Below are 13709 nucleotides of genomic sequence, written 5' to 3'. Positions count from 1 at the left end.
GCGGATGGGGTGCGCATGAACGGTCGAAATCTTCACATAGCAATTGCCGGCGCCGGGCCGGCCGGGCTTGCCGCGGCCCTCTACCTGCAGCGGGATGGCAATCGCGTTACCGTTTTCGAACGCTTTGCCGAGCCGAGGCCATTAGGGTCTGGGCTTATCCTGCAGCCGACCGGATTGACGGTGCTCGACGATATGGGCCTGATCGATGAAATTCGCATGCTTGGCAGCCGGATCGACCGGCTGCATGGCACGGATGCGGCGAGCGGGCGGACCGTGCTCGACGTCCGCTACGATGCGCGTCCGGGCGGACGCTTCGGCGTCGCCGTGCATCGTGCGGTTCTGTTCGGCACGCTTTATCGCGCGGCCCAACGGGTGGGCATCGAGGTTGTCACCGACGTTGAACTCGATGCGGTGGAGCCTGGCGGGCGAACCCGGCTTGTCGACGACAAGGGGCGCGGCCTCGGGTCATTCGATCTCGTCGTGGACGCCACTGGTTCGCGCTCCAAGCTGCGCCGTAGTGCCGGCCTCGCTGGGGAGCCAAAGCCGCTCGCTTATGGTGCATTCTGGACCTCGCTCGACTGGCACGGCGAAGGCTTCGACGAACATGCGCTGGCCCAGCGCTATCGCCGCGCCAGCGTGATGATCGGTGTCCTGCCGATCGGACGCGCGGAAGCGGAGGGGCGCAAGATGGCGGCGTTCTTCTGGAGCCTGAAGCCGACCGACGCCGAACGCGTGCAAGCCGACGGCCTGGCTGCCTGGAAGGCCCAGGTGGCAAGGCTGTGGCCGGAGAGTCAGGCCTATCTCGACCAGATCGAGGATTTCGAGCAACTGACGCTGGCCCGCTATGGCCACTTCACCTTGGCGCAACCGGCAGCGCGGGGCTTTGCCGTCATTGGCGATGCCGCGCATTCGACCAGCCCGCAACTGGGGCAGGGCGCAAACATGGCTCTGCTCGACGCGGCATCGCTCGCCTATGCCCTGAGGCAGGCAAGCGATGTGGACGCGGCGCTTGCCAGCTATCTCCGGGCGTGGCGCTGTTCCAGGCGCTCTCGCTGGTCTTCACGCCGTTCTACCAGTCGGACTCGATGCTTTTGCCGTTTCTGCGGGACAGTCTCGTTGCGACCGTCGCCAGGATCCCGCCGATGCCACAGCTTCTTGCTTCCATCGTCGCCGGCACGCTGATCGATCCGTTCGCGCCGGCGGGGCTCGAGGAGGCGGATTGGACGAGCCGCGGCGAAGAGGGGGCTGCTCGAATCCCGGCTTGAGCCATGCTGCGGTTGTGGCTACGTTGCGTCACATTCAACCGAGGGGCTGTGATGTCGGGGTTCATGCTGCGCGGAATTCGCAAGGTGGTGGCGGCGGCAGTCCTGCTTGCCCTGGGCTGCATGCCGGCGCTGGCGGATGCGACAATTCCCACTGCCGACATCGAGGGTGCTGCCGACAATGCGCTCGCCAAGCGCTATGAAGGCGCGTTCATCGTCTACTACCAGAAGCTCGACTACACAGATTTCAGCGTGCCACTGGCGCCGCTGAAGGCGGATCCCGACACCGACAAACGCGACAAGAACAACAATTCCGTGTTCAAGCCGGAAAAAGCGGAAGAGGTCGAGGGTTCGCTCACCCGCCTCTTTTATGTGCTGCCGGACGGCCGTTCGCCGCTCGAAGTGCTGCGCAACTACCAGGACGTGGTGCAGGCTGCCGGCGGCGAAGTCGTCTTCGAATGCAAGAAGGAGGAGTGCGGCGGCGACGCCTCGCGCTCGGCTTCGAGCGGCGGCGGTGACATGAGCCTGATGATGAACTTCTTCTATGACAGCGAACTCGGGGTGGAGGCATTTTCGAATGCCGCGTGCGTGGCCTCGTCAGGGGTCGCTGACCAGCGCTATTTCACCGCCAAGGTTCCACGCGACGGCGGCGACGCATATGTCACGATGCAGACGTTCCAGTTGCTCGACGATCTCTACTGCAAGGAGCTGAATGCGCGCACGATCGCCATCGTGCATGTGCTGGAGCCCAAGGCGCGTGACAAGAGGATGGTTCTGGTGGAAGCGGCCAAGATGGCGGATTCATTGTCTGCGAGCGGCGCCATCTCGCTCTACGGCATCTTTTTCGACATCGACAAGGCCGACATCAAGCCCGAATCGGATCCGACGCTGAAGGAGATCGCCAAGCTGCTGGGGGACAATCCGGCACTTGCGGTGGCTGTCGTCGGCCACACCGACAACCAGGGCAAGTTCGACTACAACGTCGACCTCTCCAATCGCCGCGCCGCTGCGGTGAAATCCGCCCTCGTTTCGCAATTCGGCATCGACGGTGGGCGCCTGACGGCGGCAGGGGCCGGGATGATGGCACCGGTCGCCAGCAACGACAATGACGAGGGGCGGGCCAAGAACCGGCGCGTTGCGCTGGTCAAGTTGAACTAGCCTCCGGCGCATCTGGCCAACACGGAAGCGGCGTTCGCGCGGCAACGCAGGTGTGTGCGATTGCGCGGTTGCCGGGCGTTTTCGTCGGACTGAGGGCGGCATAGGCGTTTTCCGATTTCGCGGCCCTGACGACTAAATTCCGGCAAGGCGAACTTGCCCATTGCGAGGCCATGAAATTTGCGGCATAAGCCGAACCGTAACGTACGGTACGGTGCCGCAGGGCGCGCCGGGCCACGATCCACGGCAGGCGAAGATGCTGCAGGCAGTCACCGAGATGATGGAAGGCGAGGGGCCGACGGCGCGTCAGCAGGACGTGCTTGACGCGGTGCTGCGCCTGCTCGTCGAAGAAGGTGACCGGCTGACCATGACCGCCGTTGCCCGGCGCGCCAGCTGCTCCAAGGAGACGCTGTACAAATGGTTCGGCGACCGCGACGGCTTGCTGACGGCCACTGTGCAGTGGCAGGCCTCGAAGGTGCGGGTGCCACCGGTCGACCGCAAGGGACTGGACCTGGTCTCGCTGACGGCAATTCTCGAGCGCTTCGCCTCCGATTGGCTTAGGGTGATCTCAAGCGACACGTCGATCGCGCTCAACCGCGTGGGGGTCGTGCATGCCGGCTCGGACAAACGCGACCTTGGCGCTATCGTGCTCGAGCGTGGCCGTTTTGCTCTCGGCCGCAGGCTCAAGCCGGTGCTGGAAGCGGGCCGCGAGGCGGGGCTTCTCGAATTCGACGACGCCGAGGAGGCGTTCCGAACCTTTTTCGGGCTGGTCGCGCGGGACGTGCAGATACGTCTGCTGCTCGGCGACCGGCTGGAATTGACTGCTGCGGGGATCGACGGCGATGCCGCGCGTGCAACGCAGCAGTTTCTTGCTCTCCACGGAGCGAAAACCGGGCCCAGGGCCCTCTAATCTAAACCGGGAAGGAACCCACCAATGCGTGTCTATTACGATCGTGATGCCGATCTCAACCTGATCAAGGGCAAGAAGGTTGCCATCATCGGCTACGGCAGCCAGGGCCGCGCGCACGCGCTGAACCTCAAGGATTCGGGCGCCAAGGAACTCGTCGTTGGCCTCAAGGCCGGCTCGGCGACCGCCAAGAAGGTCGAAGCCGACGGCCTCAAGGTCATGACGGTTGCGGAAGCTGCCAAGTGGGCCGACCTGATGATGATGGCGACGCCTGACGAACTGCAGGCCGACATCTATCGCGACGAGATCGCTCCGAACATCCGCGACGGCGCCGCCATCGCTTTCGCGCACGGCCTCAACGTGCATTTCGGCCTGATCGAGCCGAAGAAGACCGTCGACGTGCTGATGGTTGCGCCGAAGGGCCCGGGCCACACCGTGCGCGGCGAGTACCAGAAGGGCGGCGGCGTGCCGTGCCTGGTCGCCGTTCACCAGGACGCCTCGGGCAACGCGCTCGATCTCGGCCTGTCCTACGCCTGCGGCGTTGGCGGCGGCCGTTCGGGCATCATCGAGACCAACTTCAAGGAAGAGTGCGAAACCGATCTGTTTGGCGAGCAGGTCGTGCTTTGCGGCGGCCTGGTCGAGCTGATCCGCGCCGGCTTCGAGACGCTCGTCGAGGGCGGCTATGCCCCCGAAATGGCCTATTTCGAATGCCTGCACGAAGTGAAGCTGATCGTCGACCTGATCTATGAGGGCGGCATCGCCAACATGAACTACTCGATCTCGAACACCGCCGAGTGGGGCGAGTACGTGACCGGTCCGCGCATCATCACCGACGAGACCAAGGCCGAGATGAAGCGCGTCCTCAAGGACATCCAGACCGGCAAGTTCACCTCGGACTGGATGCAGGAGTACCGTTCGGGTGCGGCCCGCTTCAAGGGCATCCGCCGCAACAACGACAGCCACCAGATCGAGGAAGTCGGCGCCAAGCTGCGCGCGATGATGCCCTGGATCGCCAAGAACCAGCTGGTCGACAAGACCAAGAACTAAGAAGCCCGTCTCAATTCGCTCCTGCCGCAGCCTTCAGCGCGGCAGTGGCGAATTGCTCCGGATTTCCATGGCGTTCGGCGCCAGACTCAAAAAAGGCCGGCGGGGCAGTCCGTCGGCCTTTGTCGTTGCGGGGGGATCAGCCGTAGTGCCAGGCCGGTTTCGGCTCGGTGCCTTCGAACTGCACGCCGACGCGGTCGTTCTTGCGCCAGCGCACGACGCAGCGGTAGCCGATGCCATCGACCGGAACATAGAGCAGGAAGCGCTCGGGCACGCGCGCGTCGGCGCTGACGCGCAGCTCGGCGCCGTTCTGGTGCATGTTGCGCACCGTGACGCTGATTTCCGAATTGGCGACACCGGTGATGATGGTGGCGCCCTTGAGCACGCGATTGCGGTGCTCGCGCCGGTTGTTGATTTCTGCGTCGTCGCTCATTCGCTCGGTCCATGCGCGTGCAGGCAAACGACCGCACGCTGCGGAGGGTCCTAGCGTGGACATGTAAACACGAGGTTTTTGGGGCGGCGCCCACCTTGCCGGCGCCGCCTGAGCGTCAGCTATAGGGCGACCAGCACTGTTGGCGCGGCCCGTTGTAGGGCTGGAACGTGTTGTCCCAGGCGCGGTACGAGCGATAGCGGTCGTAGCACCACCTGACATGCACCGACGACAGGCCGCCGCGATAGACACGGCGAGGCTGCACGTAGCGCGGCTGGTAGTAGCGCGGCTCGTCGTAGCGGTAGGCCGGGATGCCGAAATTCAGATAGATCCCGGTGCCGCCCCAATTACGCCGGTGCGGACGATGCCGCCAGCGCCGGTCGTCGCGCCAGCGATCACCGCGCCAGTTGTTGTGGCGCCAATTGTCGCCACGCCAGCCGTCGCGGCGGCCATAGCGACGGCAGTCACCACGGATTTCGCAGAGCTGACTGGCGACGGGGATGATGTTCGTGGCCGCCCGGGGAGCCGCCGGCAGCTGACCAAGACCAATCGGACCGGCCGACGCTGCCAGCGGCAGGCCGGCAACAAGGCCGAATGCGAGCATACCTGAGCGCAAGAAGGATGAGAGTTTCATTTTCGTCGTCTCCTGACGTTCGAATGTCAAAGGCCCCATGCCCCCAATCTTCGATGGAGATCACACATGTTCGGCTTCTCAGCCTGAACGTGCAATGAACGGCGAGGGTTCCCGCCGTCCCGTTGTTTGCGCTCTTGTGTTTGGGCCGACATGAAGGCAATGCTCGCGCCATGTCGCTGCGCCTTGCCACCTTCAATGTCGAGAACCTGATGAACAGGTTCGATTATTCCGGCTACCGCAACCAGCTCAACGAGGATCGAACGCTTGCGCTGTTCGAGATCCGCAGCGAGGCCGAGTACCGGTTGCTGGAGCAGGCGCGGGCCATCGCGCACGCCGACGACATGCGCCAGCTGACGGCGCTCGCGATCGCCGAGACCCGCGCCGACATCATCTGCCTGCAGGAGGTCGACAACATCGAAGCGCTGAAGGCGTTCGAGTACGGCTATCTCTTCAAGATGGTGGGGCAGGGCTACCAGCACAAATACACCACCTCGGGCAATGATTCGCGCGGCATCGACGTGGCGGTGATGATGCGGGCCGAAACGGCGCACGGCCAGCCGATCGAATTCGTGCGCATGACCAGCCACGCCCATGTCACCTTTGAGCAGTTCGGGCTGCATACGCCTGAGCTCGCAGCACTCGGGCAGGAGCCGTTCGAGCGCATCTTCCGGCGCGATTGCCTCGAGATCGACGTCAAGATCGGCGGCAAGCCGCTGACCATCTATTCGGTGCACTTCAAGTCGATGGGCTCGCCGCGAAACGGGCTGAACGGCCGTGATGCGACGATGCCGATCCGCATCGCCGAGGCCAAGGCGGTGCGGCGGATCATCGAGGACCGCTTCGGCAAGGACCATGTCGGCGAGCGGCGCTGGGTGATCTGCGGCGACATGAACGACTACCGCGAGCGGGTGGTCATCAGCGGCGATGCCTATCAGGGCTACAGTTTCACGCCGGTCCAAGAGACCACCTCATGCCTCGACGTGTTCCTGGCCGACGGTTTTGCCGAAAATGTCGTCGAGAGACGACCCGAGATGGAGCGCTGGACGCTCTACCATACGCGCGGGCCGCTCGAGCGGCACCTGTGCCAGCTCGACTACATCCTGTTGTCGCCGGCGCTGGCGAAGGCAAACGGCCAAGCCGTACCCGACATCGTCAGACGCGGACAGCCCTGGCGCACCATCTTCCCGCCGGGGCAGGAGGTGGAACGTTATCCGCGCGCCGGCTGGGACAGGCCCAAGGCCTCCGACCACTGTCCGGTGGCCGTGACCCTCGACATCACCTGAGAGGCCAAGCCTTGGCATTCGACATTCCGCGCAACCAGATCCTGCCGGTCGACGTGGTCGACGTGCGCCTCGATGCGGAGCCGCATCCCTTCGAGCGCGACAATGCCGAAGCCATCGCCGCAAACTGGGCGGCGGAGAAAGCGGCGCGGCCAGCGCTTTTCGACGGCACGGTGGTGCTCCTGTCGGAACTCGCCTACGGCGACAACCGGCTGACCGGCCGATGCCATGCCATCCGCTACTCGACCTTCATGCTGTGGCGCAGACTGAAGCCGGTGACGAGCGCCGAGCACGCTTTCGCGCATGCCATGCTGATTTCGAGCGACGATAAGCTGGTGGCGATCCGCATGGGCGCGCATACGGCCAATGCCGGCAAGGTGTACTTTGCCGCTGGCTCCTTTGAGCCGGAGGACTTTCGCGACGGCCTCGTCGACCTCGACTACAACATGGCGCGCGAGGTGCGCGAGGAGACCGGCCTCGACCTTGGCACGGCCAGCCGTGAGGAACGCTGCCATGCGCTTTCGGTGGAAAGCGGCACGGCCATCGTGCGTTGCTACCGCCTGGCGGCAACGGCCGACGAGGTGGCGGCGCAGATAGCCAGGTTCGTTGCCGACGATCCCGCCCCCGAGATCGAAGGGCCGGTGATCATTCGCGGCATGGACGACCTGCCCGAGGGCCTGATGCCGCATATGCGCCCTCTGGTGGAATGGCATTTCTCCCGGCGCTAGCCGTCTCACCCACACCCTCTTGCTGACGGTGCGCGCCAGGCGCACTGTCGGTGATATTCCAAGGGGGGATTTCATGGTCACATCGATGCTTCGCAGCGGCTACGCGGCGATCGTGGTTTCGACGGCGATGCTGTTGTCCAGCAGCGGGTTGCAAGCGCTCGACAGCGGCAATCCAGGCGCAAAGGTCGTCGTGACGCCATTGGCGTCGGTGACCACGACGGCGAGCGGACAGCCGATCGTGCTGCCGCAGAAGAACGTGCAGGTGCTGGTGTCATCCTTCGAGATACCGCCAGGCGCCAAGCTGCCCGTGCATGAGCACCCGTCCGCGCGCTACGCCTACGTGCTGGCCGGGAACCTCGAGGTCACGAACGTCGAGACCGGCAAGAGCACCAGCTACAAGAAGGGCGACTTCATCGTCGAAATGATCGGCGAGTGGCACCAGGGCGCGAATGTCGGCGCGGAGCCAGTCCAGTTGCTCGTCATCGACCAGGTCGAGGAAGGCACGTCCAACACGGTGCTGAAGCAGTAGCCCTATTCGTGGCGCAGGGCCTCGATCGGATCGAGGCGGGCGCCTCGCAATGCCGGGAAGAAGCCGAACACCATTCCGATCAGCGCGGAGAAGCCGACGGCGAGCAGCACCACGGCCAGGCTGGGCACGAACGGGATCGACAGCGCCAGCGACGCGGCACCTGCCAGTGCCAGGCCGATGGCGATGCCGATCAGCCCGCCGAGCAGCGACAGCACCGTCGCTTCGACCAGGAACTGGATCAAGATGTGCTTTTCATGCGCGCCGATGGCCAGCCTGATGCCGATCTCGCGCGTACGCTCGGTGACCGACACCAGCATGATGTTCATGATGCCGATGCCGCCGACGAGCAGGCTTACCCCGGCCACGGCACCGAGCATGCCGGTCATCGTGGCGGTGGCGCTGGCCATGGCGTCGGCAATCTGGGTCATGTCGCGCACCGAGAAATCGTCCTCGCGGTCGGCGGTGACGCGCCTGACGTCGCGCATGATGTCTTCGATGCGGGTCTGCACCACCTGGGTCGGCGTGGCGTCGTCGGCAGCGACATAGATCGTTTCGATGTCGCGATTGCCGGCGATGCGGCGCTGGAAGGCCGACAGCGGCATCAACACGACATTGTCCTGGTCCTGGCCGAAACCGGAATAACCCTTGGGTTCGAGCAGGCCGACGACCTTGCAGCTCATGCGGCCGATGCGGATGCTGGCGCCGTCGGGGTCGCCGGCGCCGAAAAACTGCCGGCGCACGGTTTCACCGATCAGGCAGGCATTGATGCCGCCGCGCACTTCCGATTCGCTGAACGAACGGCCCGAGGTGACCTTCCAGTCACGCGCGTCGAGATAGGCGTTGTCGGTGCCGGTGATCGAGGAGGTCAGGCTCTCGGTACCGAACACGACGCGCACCTGCTTCTGCGACGCCGGCGAGACCGCGCGGGCGCCTTCGAGATGGGCCGCCAGGGCGGCGACTTCCTTTTCGCCGAGCGGCCGGATCGTCTGCTGCGGCCCCGAACCGGGGGCGGCGGGGCGGCCGGAGCGGACGATGAGCAGGTTGCTGCCGAGTTGCGAGATGTCCGCCTTCACCTTCTGCGTCGTGCCGCTGCCGATGGTCAGCATGGCGATGACGGCCGCGACGCCGATGACGATGCCGAGCAGGGTCAGAAACGAGCGCAGCGCGTTGCGGCGGACCGAGCGAAGGGCAAGGCGGACGGTTTCCCAGATCATCGCCTATGCCGCCTCGAGCTTCTTGGTGTCGGAGGCGACGTGGCCGTCGCGGAAGGCGATGGTCCGGCCGGCATAGGCGGCGATGTCGGATTCGTGCGTGACCATGACGATGGTCAGCCCGTACTCCTCGTTGAGGCGGGTGAGCAGTTGCATGATCTCGTGGCTGCGGGCGGTGTCGAGATTGCCGGTGGGTTCGTCGGCGACGAGCAGCGTCGGCCGCGTGACGATGGCACGCGCGATCGCGACGCGCTGCTGCTGGCCGCCGGACAGTTCGGCCGGGGTGTGGTGTTCGCGGTCCTCGAGGCCGACTTCGGCCAGTGCCTTCATGGCCAAAGCGCGCCGGTCCTGGGCCGGAACGCCGCGATAGATCAGCGGCAGCTCGACATTTTCCACCGCCGTGGTGCGCGGCAGCAGATTGTAGCCCTGGAAGACAAAGCCGATGTAGAGATTGCGCAGTTCCGCACGCCGGTTGCGATCGAGCCGGCCGGCGTCGACGCCCATGAAGCCGTAGCGCCCGGAGGTCGGGGTATCGAGGCAGCCGACGATGTTCATCGCCGTCGACTTGCCCGAGCCGGACGGACCCATGATGGCGACGAACTCGCCCTGGCCGATGGCAAGATCGATGCCGGCAAGCGCGCGCACCTCAGCCTCGCCCTGGCCGTAGGTCTTCCAGACCTTGTCGAAGACGATGAGCGGAGCCGGGCTCATGTCGGTTCTCAATTCGCCCGCGACGAATTCGAGGCGGTGACGACCTGGTCGCCGGCATTGAGGCCGGAGACGATCTCCGTGCGGTCGCCGTCGGTGGCCCCGGTCTTGACCCGGACCGCAACCGGTGCGCCGTCCTTGAGGACATAGAGCGTGCGCGAGCCGTCGGCAGGGGTCGAGGCTGGACGGCTGCGATCGGTCGGTCCGCGCGATGGCCGGCCCAGGAACACGTTCTGCAGGCTGAAGCCGGAGTTGCGTGCGGCGGGGGTGGGTCGGTAGCGGAATGCCGTCGCCGGCACCGTGAGGACGTCCTTGGCCTCGCGCGTGACGATCGAGACGGTGGCGGTCATGCCCGGGCGCAGCAACAGTTCGTCATTGTCGACATCGAGCCACGCATTGTAGGTGACCACGCCATCGGTGGTGACCGAGGCATAGGCGATGTCGCGGATCGAGGCGTCGAAACTGCGGTCGGGGAAGGCATCTACGGTGAAGCGCGCGTGCTGACCCTTGGCGACCGTGCCGATGTCGGCCTCATCGACCGCCGCCTTGAGCTCCATCTTGGACAGGTCGGCGGCGAGCACGAACAGCACCGGCGCCTGCATGGAGGAGGCGACTGTCTGGCCCGGGTTGACCGAACGCGTCAGCACGACACCGTCGATGGGGGCATAGATGCTGCTCTTGGCAAGGTCGGCCTGCTGCAGCTTGAGGTCGGCCTCGGCGATGGCGAGGTTGGCCTCCGCCATGTCGAGCGCGCTCTGGGCGCGGTCGCGTTCGGCGGTGGCTGCTTCGAGCGCCTGGGTGGTGGCCATGCCGCGGCGTGTCAGTTCCTGCGCCCGGGTCAAGGCCTGCGCATTCTGCGACAATGTCGTGCGCGTATCCTCGACCTTGGCGGCAGCCGCCTTTGCCGAAGCCTGGGCACGTTCGATCTGGGCGGAAAGCCGGGTGGTGTCGAGCGCGGCCAGCACGTCGCCTTTCCTGACCTGCTGGTTTTCGACGACGGCGACCGAACGGACGACGCCCGAAAGTTCGCTCGAAATGTCGACCTGGGTCAGGGGCTGCAGGTTACCTGTCGCGGAGACCTCGACGGTGATGTCGCCGACCTCGGCCGGCTGGCTGGTGTAGACGATGCGCTCGGAAGGTGTGCCGAGCCAGGAGAAGGCGGCATAGGCCAAGGCGACGACAATCACAGCCAGAATCAGCCAGAGCCAGCCCTTGCGCCGACGCGTTGTGCGGCCATTGCCATCGAGGCCGAGTGCCGTCTCGATGGATGGCGTGCTCGCCTGATCCTGACGATTTACCAACTGGTCCAAGCCAGACCCCTTTGATGGCTCGAGAAAACCCACTTAGAGCCTGTTGCTCGAGCATGATCTTTCCGAAACCGTTTCCCACCGTTCGGGGTCATGCTCTAGGATCACAGATCGGCCGTGTTGTCCCGGAATTCAAATTAAATTTCGCTCATGTTGCCGGCAGCAGAAGGAGCAAACATGACGATCGGACGCAAGTATTTTATTTACGACGTCTTCACCCAGGACAGGCTTGCGGGCAACCCGCTGGCCGTCGTCGTCGATTCGAAGGGGCTCGATTCGGCTGGGATGCAGGCGATCGCCCGGCAATTCAACCTGTCGGAAACGGCGTTCGTTCTGCCGCCCGACAATCCCAAGCACAAGGCGCGGGTACGCATCTTCACGCCCGACTACGAGATGCCCTTTGCCGGCCATCCGACGGTCGGCACGGCCATCGCCTTGTCGGAGATGGAGAAGAGTGGCGATCTCGCCGGCATTTTCGTGCTCGAAGAGAACATCGGCCTGGTGCGATGCGCGGTCGACAAGGTCGGTTCCGGACTGTTCGCCGAATTCGACCTGCCGAAGCTGCCGGAACAACTGCCGCTGTCGGCCGATGCCGAGGCGATCGGGGCGGCACTCGGGCTCGGGCCGCATGAAATCGGCTTCGAGAACCATCGCGTGTCGCTGTGGTCGGCGGGCGTACCCTACATCACGGTGCCGGTCGCCGACCTTCAGGCTGCATCGAAGATCCGGTTCAACAACGAGGCCTGGTTCGAGTTTTCGCCGAAGAAGAGCGAATTCGCTGTCGCCAGCGCCTATGTCTACTGCCGCGAGACGATCGACCACACCAGCGCCTTCCATGCCCGCATGATGGTGCCGGGCAGCCCGTCTTACGAAGATCCGGCCACGGGTTCGGCGGCGGCCGCCTTTGCCGGTGCGATCATGAACTTCGACAGGCCGACCGATGGCGGGCAGCGATTCTGGATCGAACAGGGAATCGAAATGGGCCGGCCGTCGAGAATCAGGCTCGAACTGGACGTCTCGGGTGGAAATCTCGTCGCCGCGCGCATCGGCGGGCATGCCGTGAGGACCGCAGAAGGCGTTCTCTTGGTCTGAAGCGAAGGAATTTTTGCCGACTTGAAGAAAAAACGACTGGTGGGGTGGACAGCGCAAAATGGCTTGGCTATATGCCGGCCACGGTCGGTTTACCGGTCGAGTGGGTGCGTAGCTCAGTTGGTAGAGCAGCTGACTCTTAATCAGCGGGTCACAGGTTCGATCCCTGTCGCACCCACCAAGTCTTCTCAAAGACTTCCGCTGAATTCTTCATGCAAGATGATACGAAATTCTGGTGCCGGCTTCCGGCAAGAGCCTCTGTCTTTTCCATCGTCGCAAACGCGTTTCCTGTCCGGCCGGCTGGCGCCGGTAAGCTTGTCTTGCTTTAGCGGAGCGCCGATTGTCGAACGCAAGCGCGATTCGGGCCGGGAAGATTTCGGGATAAAATATGCCTAGTTTGAGAGATGTCCTCGACGAGATCGTCGCGGAGATGGCAGGACATTCGGACCGCGGCGCAGTCGCATCCTACATTCCCCAACTCGGCAAGATCGATCCGAACAAGTTCGGCATCGCCGTCACCTTGACCAATGGCGAGGTGCTGGTCGCGGGCGACGCCGACGAACCGTTTTCGATCCAGAGCATCTCCAAGGTGTTCACCCTGGCCCTGGCGCTGGGCCGTGTCGGCGACACCTTGTGGAAGCGTGTCGGCAGGGAGCCGTCCGGCACACCTTTCAATTCCATCGTCCAGTTGGAGCGGGAGGAGGGCATCCCGCGCAACCCGTTCATCAATGCCGGTGCAATCGTCGTTTCCGACGTGCTCCTGGCAGGCCATCAGCCGCGCGAAGCGATCGGCGAGATCGTGAGTTTCGTGCGCTCGCTGGCCGATGACGACACGATCGTGGTCGATGGCGATGTCGCCGGTTCCGAGCGCGTCACAGGCTACCGCAACTTTGCCCTGGCAAATTACCTCAAGGGCTTTGGCAACCTCAATCATGCGCCGGAATTGACCCTGGGCGTCTATTTCCATCATTGCGCCATCGCGATGAACTGCCAGCAACTGGCCAATGCCGGCCGGTTCCTGGCCAACGCCGGGCGCGTTCCCTCGTCGGGGCACACGGTCATTTCGAGCGAACGGGCCAAGCGCATCAATGCGCTGATGCTGACCTGCGGCCACTATGACGGTTCGGGCGAGTTTGCCTTCCGTGTCGGCATTCCGGGGAAGAGCGGTGTCGGCGGCGGCATCCTGGCGATCGTGCCCGGTGTCGCGTCGATCGCCGTCTGGTCGCCGGGGCTGAATGCGCGCGGCAATTCGATGCTTGGCTCGATCGCGCTGGAGCAACTGACCAAAAGGATGAACTGGTCGATCTTTTCGCCGAAACCAGCCTGATCCGTCACGTTTTAGGCTTCTGCCGCGGCTTCCGGCTGCGTCTGACAGGCAGCAAACCTTCAACGGTTAGGCTTGCCCATTGCAAAAGCCGCCGCTCT

At 64.4% G+C, this 13709-nt stretch carries 13 protein-coding genes, 1 tRNA gene and 1 pseudogene; 10 read left to right on the top strand and 5 right to left on the bottom strand.

All coding sequences use genetic code 11. The features are described from left to right. The first annotated feature begins 15 nt into the window (after positions 1 to 15). The 4 genes and pseudogenes from ASC75_RS01195 (at position 16) to ilvC (ending at position 4371) form a co-directional block, all read left to right on the top strand. Positions 16 to 1265, top strand: a pseudogene (locus tag ASC75_RS01195) (NAD(P)/FAD-dependent oxidoreductase). A 51-nt stretch (positions 1266 to 1316) separates the two neighbouring features. Then, entirely contained in the window at positions 1317 to 2420 is a 1104-nt protein-coding gene (locus ASC75_RS01190) for an OmpA family protein (protein WP_244487727.1), read from the top strand. Between the two features lie 253 nt (positions 2421 to 2673). Then, positions 2674 to 3327 (top strand): TetR/AcrR family transcriptional regulator, encoded by a 654-nt coding sequence (locus tag ASC75_RS01185; protein ID WP_055970605.1) that lies wholly within the window; start codon positions 2674 to 2676, stop codon positions 3325 to 3327. 24 nt (positions 3328 to 3351) lie between these two features. Further along, positions 3352 to 4371, top strand: coding sequence for a ketol-acid reductoisomerase (ilvC, locus tag ASC75_RS01180; RefSeq protein WP_055969494.1), 1020 nt, complete (start codon positions 3352 to 3354; stop codon positions 4369 to 4371). A gap of 136 nt (positions 4372 to 4507) precedes the next feature. Here the strand turns inward: ilvC and ASC75_RS01175 are convergent, their stop codons facing one another. Further along, positions 4508 to 4801, bottom strand: a complete 294-nt coding sequence (locus ASC75_RS01175; protein ID WP_055969492.1) for a PilZ domain-containing protein — start codon at positions 4799 to 4801, stop codon at positions 4508 to 4510. A 115-nt stretch (positions 4802 to 4916) separates the two neighbouring features. Next, positions 4917 to 5432 carry a BA14K family protein gene (locus tag ASC75_RS01170; protein WP_082496338.1) on the bottom strand — a complete coding sequence of 172 codons (516 nt, stop codon included), beginning with the start codon at positions 5430 to 5432 and terminating at the stop codon, positions 4917 to 4919. A 170-nt stretch (positions 5433 to 5602) separates the two neighbouring features. Here ASC75_RS01170 and ASC75_RS01165 point away from each other — a divergent pair, with 170 nt between their 5' ends. The 3 genes from ASC75_RS01165 (at position 5603) to ASC75_RS01155 (ending at position 7969) form a co-directional block, all read left to right on the top strand. Further along, positions 5603 to 6715: an endonuclease/exonuclease/phosphatase family protein gene (locus ASC75_RS01165; RefSeq protein WP_055969486.1), complete on the top strand. Its 1113-nt coding sequence runs from the start codon at positions 5603 to 5605 to the stop codon at positions 6713 to 6715. 11 nt (positions 6716 to 6726) lie between these two features. Then, complete coding sequence (locus ASC75_RS01160) at positions 6727 to 7440, top strand: hypothetical protein (RefSeq protein WP_055969483.1); 714 nt, start codon at positions 6727 to 6729, stop codon at positions 7438 to 7440. A gap of 73 nt (positions 7441 to 7513) precedes the next feature. Next, positions 7514 to 7969: a cupin domain-containing protein gene (locus tag ASC75_RS01155; RefSeq protein WP_244487726.1), complete on the top strand. Its 456-nt coding sequence runs from the start codon at positions 7514 to 7516 to the stop codon at positions 7967 to 7969. Between the two features lie 2 nt (positions 7970 to 7971). Here ASC75_RS01155 and ASC75_RS01150 read toward each other — a convergent pair whose 3' ends face one another. Genes ASC75_RS01150 through ASC75_RS01140 form a run of 3 tightly spaced genes read right to left on the bottom strand, consistent with a single transcriptional unit; the run spans position 7972 to position 11198 of the window. Then, positions 7972 to 9183 (bottom strand): ABC transporter permease, encoded by a 1212-nt coding sequence (locus tag ASC75_RS01150; RefSeq protein ID WP_055969478.1) that lies wholly within the window; start codon positions 9181 to 9183, stop codon positions 7972 to 7974. Between the two features lie 3 nt (positions 9184 to 9186). Next, positions 9187 to 9891, bottom strand: coding sequence for an ABC transporter ATP-binding protein (locus ASC75_RS01145; RefSeq protein WP_055969475.1), 705 nt, complete (start codon positions 9889 to 9891; stop codon positions 9187 to 9189). 8 nt (positions 9892 to 9899) lie between these two features. Further along, entirely contained in the window at positions 9900 to 11198 is a 1299-nt protein-coding gene (locus tag ASC75_RS01140) for an efflux RND transporter periplasmic adaptor subunit (RefSeq protein WP_055969473.1), read from the bottom strand. A gap of 174 nt (positions 11199 to 11372) precedes the next feature. On the opposite strand from ASC75_RS01140, the gene ASC75_RS01135 reads away from it, so the two are divergent. The 3 genes from ASC75_RS01135 to ASC75_RS01125 all read left to right on the top strand — a co-directional run bounded on the left by ASC75_RS01135 (position 11373) and on the right by ASC75_RS01125 (position 13611). Further along, positions 11373 to 12287 (top strand): PhzF family phenazine biosynthesis protein, encoded by a 915-nt coding sequence (locus ASC75_RS01135; RefSeq protein WP_055969470.1) that lies wholly within the window; start codon positions 11373 to 11375, stop codon positions 12285 to 12287. A 102-nt stretch (positions 12288 to 12389) separates the two neighbouring features. Next, a tRNA-Lys gene (locus ASC75_RS01130) sits at positions 12390 to 12465 on the top strand. 207 nt (positions 12466 to 12672) lie between these two features. Further along, a complete protein-coding gene (locus tag ASC75_RS01125; RefSeq protein ID WP_055969468.1) occupies positions 12673 to 13611 on the top strand; it encodes a glutaminase in 939 nt (312 codons plus the stop codon). The last annotated feature ends 98 nt before the right edge of the window (positions 13612 to 13709 follow it).

The sequence above is a fragment of the Aminobacter sp. DSM 101952 genome (assembly GCF_001424795.1).
In the GTDB taxonomy this organism is placed as follows: domain Bacteria; phylum Pseudomonadota; class Alphaproteobacteria; order Rhizobiales; family Rhizobiaceae; genus Aminobacter; species Aminobacter aganoensis.
This window is presented reverse-complemented; position numbering and strand designations above follow the sequence as displayed.

Excerpts from the sequence above, each read along its gene's own strand:
- ASC75_RS01190 (WP_244487727.1), top strand. The coding sequence starts at position 1,317 with ATGTCGGGGTTCATGCTGCGCGGAATTCGCAAGGTGGTGGCGGCGGCA.
- ASC75_RS01185 (WP_055970605.1), top strand. The coding sequence starts at position 2,674 with ATGCTGCAGGCAGTCACCGAGATGATGGAAGGCGAGGGGCCGACGGCG.
- ilvC (WP_055969494.1), top strand. The coding sequence starts at position 3,352 with ATGCGTGTCTATTACGATCGTGATGCCGATCTCAACCTGATCAAGGGC.
- ASC75_RS01175 (WP_055969492.1), bottom strand. The coding sequence starts at position 4,801 with ATGAGCGACGACGCAGAAATCAACAACCGGCGCGAGCACCGCAATCGC.
- ASC75_RS01170 (WP_082496338.1), bottom strand. The coding sequence starts at position 5,432 with ATGAAACTCTCATCCTTCTTGCGCTCAGGTATGCTCGCATTCGGCCTT.
- ASC75_RS01165 (WP_055969486.1), top strand. The coding sequence starts at position 5,603 with ATGTCGCTGCGCCTTGCCACCTTCAATGTCGAGAACCTGATGAACAGG.
- ASC75_RS01155 (WP_244487726.1), top strand. The coding sequence starts at position 7,514 with ATGGTCACATCGATGCTTCGCAGCGGCTACGCGGCGATCGTGGTTTCG.
- ASC75_RS01150 (WP_055969478.1), bottom strand. The coding sequence starts at position 9,183 with ATGATCTGGGAAACCGTCCGCCTTGCCCTTCGCTCGGTCCGCCGCAAC.
- ASC75_RS01145 (WP_055969475.1), bottom strand. The coding sequence starts at position 9,891 with ATGAGCCCGGCTCCGCTCATCGTCTTCGACAAGGTCTGGAAGACCTAC.
- ASC75_RS01135 (WP_055969470.1), top strand. The coding sequence starts at position 11,373 with ATGACGATCGGACGCAAGTATTTTATTTACGACGTCTTCACCCAGGAC.
- ASC75_RS01125 (WP_055969468.1), top strand. The coding sequence starts at position 12,673 with ATGCCTAGTTTGAGAGATGTCCTCGACGAGATCGTCGCGGAGATGGCA.